General features: G+C 30.0%; 4 protein-coding genes. 2 read left to right on the top strand and 2 right to left on the bottom strand.

The window, feature by feature from the left end; genetic code table 11:
• The coding region (locus tag IEW75_RS15345) for an OmpA family protein (RefSeq protein ID WP_188704103.1) at positions 1 to 1,289 on the top strand (1,289 nt) is incomplete at its 5' end.
• A gap of 31 nt (positions 1,290 to 1,320) precedes the next feature.
• Positions 1,321 to 1,662: a tRNA-binding protein gene (locus IEW75_RS15340; protein WP_134249304.1), complete on the top strand. Its 342-nt coding sequence runs from the start codon at positions 1,321 to 1,323 to the stop codon at positions 1,660 to 1,662.
• A 414-nt stretch (positions 1,663 to 2,076) separates the two neighbouring features.
• On the opposite strand, the gene IEW75_RS15335 is transcribed toward IEW75_RS15340, so the two are convergent.
• Together IEW75_RS15335 and IEW75_RS15330 are read right to left on the bottom strand one after the other, a co-directional pair.
• Entirely contained in the window at positions 2,077 to 3,759 is a 1,683-nt protein-coding gene (locus IEW75_RS15335; protein ID WP_134249303.1) for a sodium:solute symporter family protein, read from the bottom strand.
• A gap of 110 nt (positions 3,760 to 3,869) precedes the next feature.
• On the bottom strand, positions 3,870 to 6,386 hold the full coding sequence (locus IEW75_RS15330; RefSeq protein ID WP_134249302.1) for a PIG-L family deacetylase: 2,517 nt from the start codon (positions 6,384 to 6,386) through the stop codon (positions 3,870 to 3,872).
• Between the last annotated feature and the right edge of the window lie 162 nt (positions 6,387 to 6,548).

Below are 6,548 nucleotides of genomic sequence, written 5' to 3'. Positions count from 1 at the left end.
ATACAATTATTGCAGAAAAAGAAGGATTTTTAAATTCAGAAATTACATTAAATACAGATAAGCGATTAGATTTAAAAATCACAGAAAACATTGAATTAACTCCCATAGAATGTAACCAACTAATTACTGGAACTATTTTAAATAAACTAACAAACGAACCGTTAAACAATACAACCGTTAAGCTTTTTAAAAACAATCAATTAATTGACTCACAACTAATTGAAAACATTAAAGATTACAGTTTTAAAGTAGATTGCAACGAAAATTATAAAATTATTGCTAAAAAGGATGGTTTCGAAACTACTGTAATAACACTTAAAACAGATTCTAAAAACGAATACAATCATATCAAAAGTATCTATCTAACTCCTGTTGTTTGTAACCAATTATTTACTGGTGTAATTGCAGATGAAAGTACCGGAGATCGATTAAATAATGTAGAAATTTCGTTATTTGAAAATGCTGTTTTAAAAGAAACTATCAATTTAAAAGCTCTTGAGTTTAAATTTAATTTAGAATGTAACACATCCTATAAATTATTGATTAAAAAATCAAATTATTCAAATGCCGAAATAACTTTTACCACAGACAACATAAATAATGTTAATATTGAAAAAATAATAAAATTAGTTCCTGATGCATGTTTCCAAATTGTAAATGGATTAATTTTAGATAAAGAAACTAATTTACCTATCACTTCTGCAAGTATTACAGTTTTTGCAAACAACACCAAACTAAAAGAAGTTTTGGTAGATGATAATGGAAATTTCAATTTAGAATTAGATTGCAAAACCAATTTCGACTTAATTGTAAATGCTCCAAGTTATCAGCCAGATAGTTTTATTATTAATGCAACACAAAACTATGATGAAATTACCCCAAAAACAGTTTATTTAAATTCACAGGAAGAGTTTAAAATTGTTAGGAATAAAAAGTTGGTGAAAATAAATCCTATAAATTTTGATTTAAATAAGGCTGAAATTACCGTAGAAGCGGCGATAGAACTTGATAAGGTTGTTGCTATATTACAAAATTATCCAACTATAAGAATTGAAACCAAATCACATACAGATAGTAGAGCTCCAGATAGTTACAATTTAGAATTATCAAACAGAAGAGCCACTTCAGTAATTTCCTATATAATTTCTAAAGGAATAGATCCTGCAAGAATTTATGGCAAAGGTTATGGTGAAACAGAACTTGTTAACCATTGTTCTAACGGTGTAAAATGTACCGAAACAGAACACCAATTAAACAGAAGAACAGAATTTATTGTTATTGAAGAATAGACGAAAAATTAACTAAAAAATAGTGTGTATTATGAAACCTGAAATTACTTTTGATGATTTTAGAAAAGTTGACATTAGAACAGGAACAATAATTGAAGTTACTGATTTTCCAAAAGCACATAAACCAGCGTACCAACTCACTATTGCTTTTGGCGACTTAGGTATTAAAAAGTCGAGTGCACAAATTACAGGGTTATATACAAAAAAGGACCTGCTACAAAAGCAAATAGTAGCAATAGTAAATTTTAAAAAGAAACAAATTGCCAACTTTTTAAGTGAATGCTTGGTTCTAGGCGTTGCAAATAACAATGGAGAAATTGTTCTTTTAAAAGCTTCTAAAAAGGCTCTAAAAAATGGAAAACAGGTTAATTAAGCAATTTTATCAAGTACGTTTTCAGATTATTTTCTTTAAATTTGAGTTATTCTTCTTAAATGCTTTTTATTTATACAATAAACCTAAAAAATGTAACTCTTTTTAGTAAGACTAATTCTAAAACTAAAAGTCCCTATAGACCGAAAACTACAAGAACTTATTATCGAGGATCGAGAGGTGGATGCTATTATATTAATTCAAACGGAAATAAAACATCCGTTGCCAGAAGTTTATGCAATTAATACGTACCCAATTCATAAAATTTATGCTTACTTTTAAACTAAATAATGAACCGACAAACATTCAACAAACGATTTGCTACATCCGAAAAATCTCCGATTTTCCAGTCGCACAAATCTTATAAAATCACGTTGGCAACAAATTTGACCCGTCCTGAATAAAGGCTAAATAATTTTAAACTGCTTTTAAATCTGTATTTTTAGAAAAAACTTGTAATAAAATTGCAATTGACATCACCAATGCACAGCCAAATAAATTAAGCCACAAATAAGGCATCCAGTCTAACCACCAGCCTACAATTACAATTGCTTGTGTAATAATAGCAGCAACAAAAACAGCATTTCCCTTTACAAATTTAATAAAAAATGCTAGTAAAAATATTCCTAAAACATTGCCATAAAATATAGAGCCAATAATATTTACCAATTGAATTAAATTATCAAATAAACTGGCGAAACAGGCAACTAAAATTGCGATAATTCCCCAAGCCAACGTAAACCATTTTGAAGCGCTTACAAAATAAGCATCCGATTTTTCTCCTTTTACATTACGTTTAAATAAATCCATTGCAGTTATACTCGCTAAAGCATTTAATTCTGATGCAGTACTAGACATTGCAGCAGATAATATAACTGCCAATAACAATCCTATTAACCCACGCGGTAAATTGTTTAATATAAAGTGAATAAATACATAATCCTTATCATTTGTTTCAGCAGTGTTATCTGCTTTTTTAATTAGTTCCTTAGCACGTTCTCTGTTATTTATTTCACGCGTATTTAGTTCTTGAATTTTATTTAATAAAACATTGTTGGTTAAATCCTTACCATAACTTAAATTAGTTTCAGATTTTAGCATTTCAATATCTCGGTGTTTTTGTTCTAATGCAAGATATTCTTTAGCATATTCCGAATTCTTGACAATTTCTGTAGCTGCAGGATTGAAATTTAAAGGTGAAGCATTGAATTGATAAAATACAAATACCATAACTCCAACTAATAAAATAAAAAACTGCATTGGCACTTTTAACAAACCGTTAAAAATAAGACCTAATTGCATTTCTTTCATCGATTTTCCAGACAAATAACGTTGTACCTGACTTTGATCTGTTCCAAAATAAGACAAGGCTAAAAATGTTCCTCCAATAATTCCACTCCAAAAAGTATATCTATTGTCTAAATTAAATGAGAAATCTAACACTTCCATTTTGCCGCTTGCTCCAGCTATTTTTAAGGCTTTAGAAAATGAGATATCAGCAGGCAAATAACTTACAATCAAATAAAAAGCCACAAACATTCCAGCAAAAATCACTGCCATTTGTTGTTTTTGTGTAACGCTTACTGCCTTAGTTCCACCAGTTACGGTATAAATAATTACCAAAATACCAATTATTATGTTTAGGGTGGTTAAATCCCAACCCAGCACTGCCGATAAAATAATTGCAGGTGCAAAAATTGTGATCCCTGCCGCTAAACCGCGCTGTATTAAAAACAACATAGCCGCTAAACTTCTAGTTTTTAAATCGAAGCGAGTTTCTAAAAACTCATATGCTGTAAATACTTTTAATTTGTGATAAATAGGAATAAAAACCAAACAAATAACCACCATTGCAATTGGTAAACCAAAGTAAAATTGCACAAAACCCATTCCGCTATGAAATGCTTGTCCTGGTGTTGATAAAAAAGTAATGGCACTTGCTTGTGTTGCCATCACAGACAAGCCAATAGTCCACCATTTAGCTTCATTTCCTCCTTTAATATAATCTGTTACATTTTTACTTCCTTTTGTTTTATACGCTCCGTAAGAAACTATAAACAATAAAGTTCCAATAAGTATAATCCAGTCTAATTGAGCCATAATTTATGAAAAGAAATTTGTTATAAGATAAAACAATACAATATACACTGCATTTAAAACCAGAACAATGGTATATTCTTTTTTCCAAATATATTTAGGTTGTTCCATACTTAGTTTTTTAGTGGTTTTTTTGTATTATTTTTTCCAATTGAAAGCATATTTGCAAACAATTTATAGGCTCCAAAAACACCTGCTGGCAATTCTCTAAAAAAGCTTAATCCTGTATAGATAAAATTCCCTTGTCCGTATTTTGCAACTAATAAACTTCCATTTTTTGAAGTTTCATTTTTATCATTCATACTTAAAATAGCTTCAAAATTTGAATCCCATTCATTTGGAAAATATAAGCCACGCTCTTGCACCCAACCATTAAAATCGCTTTCTGAAATTTTATTCGGGTAATTTAATATTTCGTGATTAGGGTTTATAATGCGAACTTCAGAATTTTCATCTGTTACCCTGTCTCTGGAAAGTTTTAAAGGGTAAGGAGCAACTTCATCTACCAAAACTCTATGACTTGTATTATATTGTGCAATTAAGGTGCCTCCATTTTTTACATAATTATGTAAATACTTCTGATAAAATTTAGCTCTTTCGTTGGTATTGTAGGCTCTAATTCCTAAAACAATAGCATCAAAATTTTCTAATTTTTCTGGTGTAATATCATCATCTTTTAATTCAACAACTGTGTAACCAATTTGACGTAAACTTGTTGGAACAACATCTCCAGCACCCTGAATATAACCAATTACTTGTCCTTTTTTCTGAATATTTAAACGCACTACTTTTGCCTCAGATCGCATAACAATCGACTGAAACGGAATATGATTATAATCAATTTCAACCAGTTCATCAGTATATGTTTTGCCTTCAATTTCAACAATTGGCGAAATCAATCCTTCAGATTGATTCTCGGGTGGCATTACTTCAAATTGAAAACTTTGCTCTGCCCCTTTTTGTGCTAAATTAAAGTCAATAGTTTCTGGTGAAACACTCCAATCATCTGGTAAACGAAAGGTTAATTTTCCTTTTAAATTATCTTTTAACGATTTTACTTTTATAGCAATTTTTTGTGTATTACCGTCTGCGAAAATATGCACTTTCTCTGGAAAAGAGGCCGAAACTTCTGGCAACACTTCAAAAGGTTGATAGACCTCACCTTTAACTGGATCGTTGTATTTATAAATAACTTCCTTGGTAAACGGAATTGTAACTCCATTAAAATCTATTAGAAAATCTACTTTAATTTCTCTTGGAGTTTCGGGTAAACTAATTAAGTTTTCATCAGGAACTGCATACATTCCCATTGTTCCTTTTTTATGAAGCCAATACGGAAACGTATTTTTAACTTCCGCAGGAATTTCAACTTCAAAAGAAAACTTTTCCGGTTGATTATTTAACAATGCAACGTTTTTATTTTCAACACTATTTAGTGGATTGATACTTACAGTTTTTAAGGAAATAGGATAATCACTTCTATTAATCGCTTCAATTTTAATAGTATTTGTAGCACTTTTAGTTGTTGAAGCATTGTTTGCAACTGCCTCTAAATACAAACCTGAACAAGCTGCAATAATATTTTTTATTTCTTCTGATTTTAATACTTTCCAGTAAGGATCTTTTAAATTCTGAATTAATTTATAAGCTTCTAGCAATTGTGGAATACTTGCTGATGGATTTTTAAAATCGTAAATTTTTTCAACATTCGTTAAAATTTCAGCTATTGTTTTTCCTCCAGCTACTCTATTCCACGAAGTGTCTATGCCATCAAAAACATTCTTGTTATTTGGAAAATCTCCTTTTATAAACTCTAAAAATTCGGTTTGATTTCCTCTAGAACCAGTACTTCCAAAACCTTGAGATTGGTGTTGGCTGCGACTTAAAGATGCTATTTCACTATTAGACAACCCTTTATGTGGATAATACGCACCTATCTCTAAATCTATTAAATTGGTTTTATCAGCTTTATCAAAATTTTCTTGACTTCCATAAAACCACCACGAAGTATTAAAAAATATTCTTTTTGGTTGCCAAATTACATCGTTTTTTAAATGTGTTTTATAAGTTTTGTCTGCAGCTAAATCGAACGCAGCTAATCCCAACATGGCCGAAGCAGTATGATGTCCGTGTGTTGTTCCTGGTGTCTTGTGGTTAAACCTGTTTACAATAACATCTGGCTTAAATTTTCTAATAACTGCAACAACATCTTTTAGTACTTCATCTTTATTCCAAATTTCCAAGGTTTCATCTGAATGTTTAGAATACCCAAAATCATTTGCTCGAGTAAAAAATTGCTCACCGCCATCTATTTTGCGTGCTGCTAATAACTCTTGCGTTCTAATTACACCTAATAACTCTCTAATTTCTGGACCAATTAAATTTTGACCACCATCACCTCTAGTTAAACTTAAATAAGCGGTTCTGGCTTTTACTTGATTAGAAAAATAAGAAATCAATCGTGTATTTTCATCATCTGGATGCGCAGCTATGTATAATATTGTTCCTAAAAAATTTAACTTTTGAATGGATTCATAAATGTCTCCAGAAGTAGGTTTTTTAGGGGCTTGAGAAAATGATATTGAAGTGCTAAAGATTGATAGGAATAAGAATACTATAATTTTATTCATAAAATAGTTCAGTTAATTTAGTAGTAAAAACAAATATAAAATTTAATTAATAGGATACAGATTAAATGCAACTATATTAACATAATTATAACTTTTTTTAAATCAAATTTATAACTCACTCTTAATGTGAAACTTAAGACACACATCGGAATTTTAACTGTT

This window comes from Lutibacter litoralis, assembly GCF_014646675.1.
In the GTDB taxonomy this organism is placed as follows: domain Bacteria; phylum Bacteroidota; class Bacteroidia; order Flavobacteriales; family Flavobacteriaceae; genus Lutibacter; species Lutibacter litoralis.
This window is presented reverse-complemented; position numbering and strand designations above follow the sequence as displayed.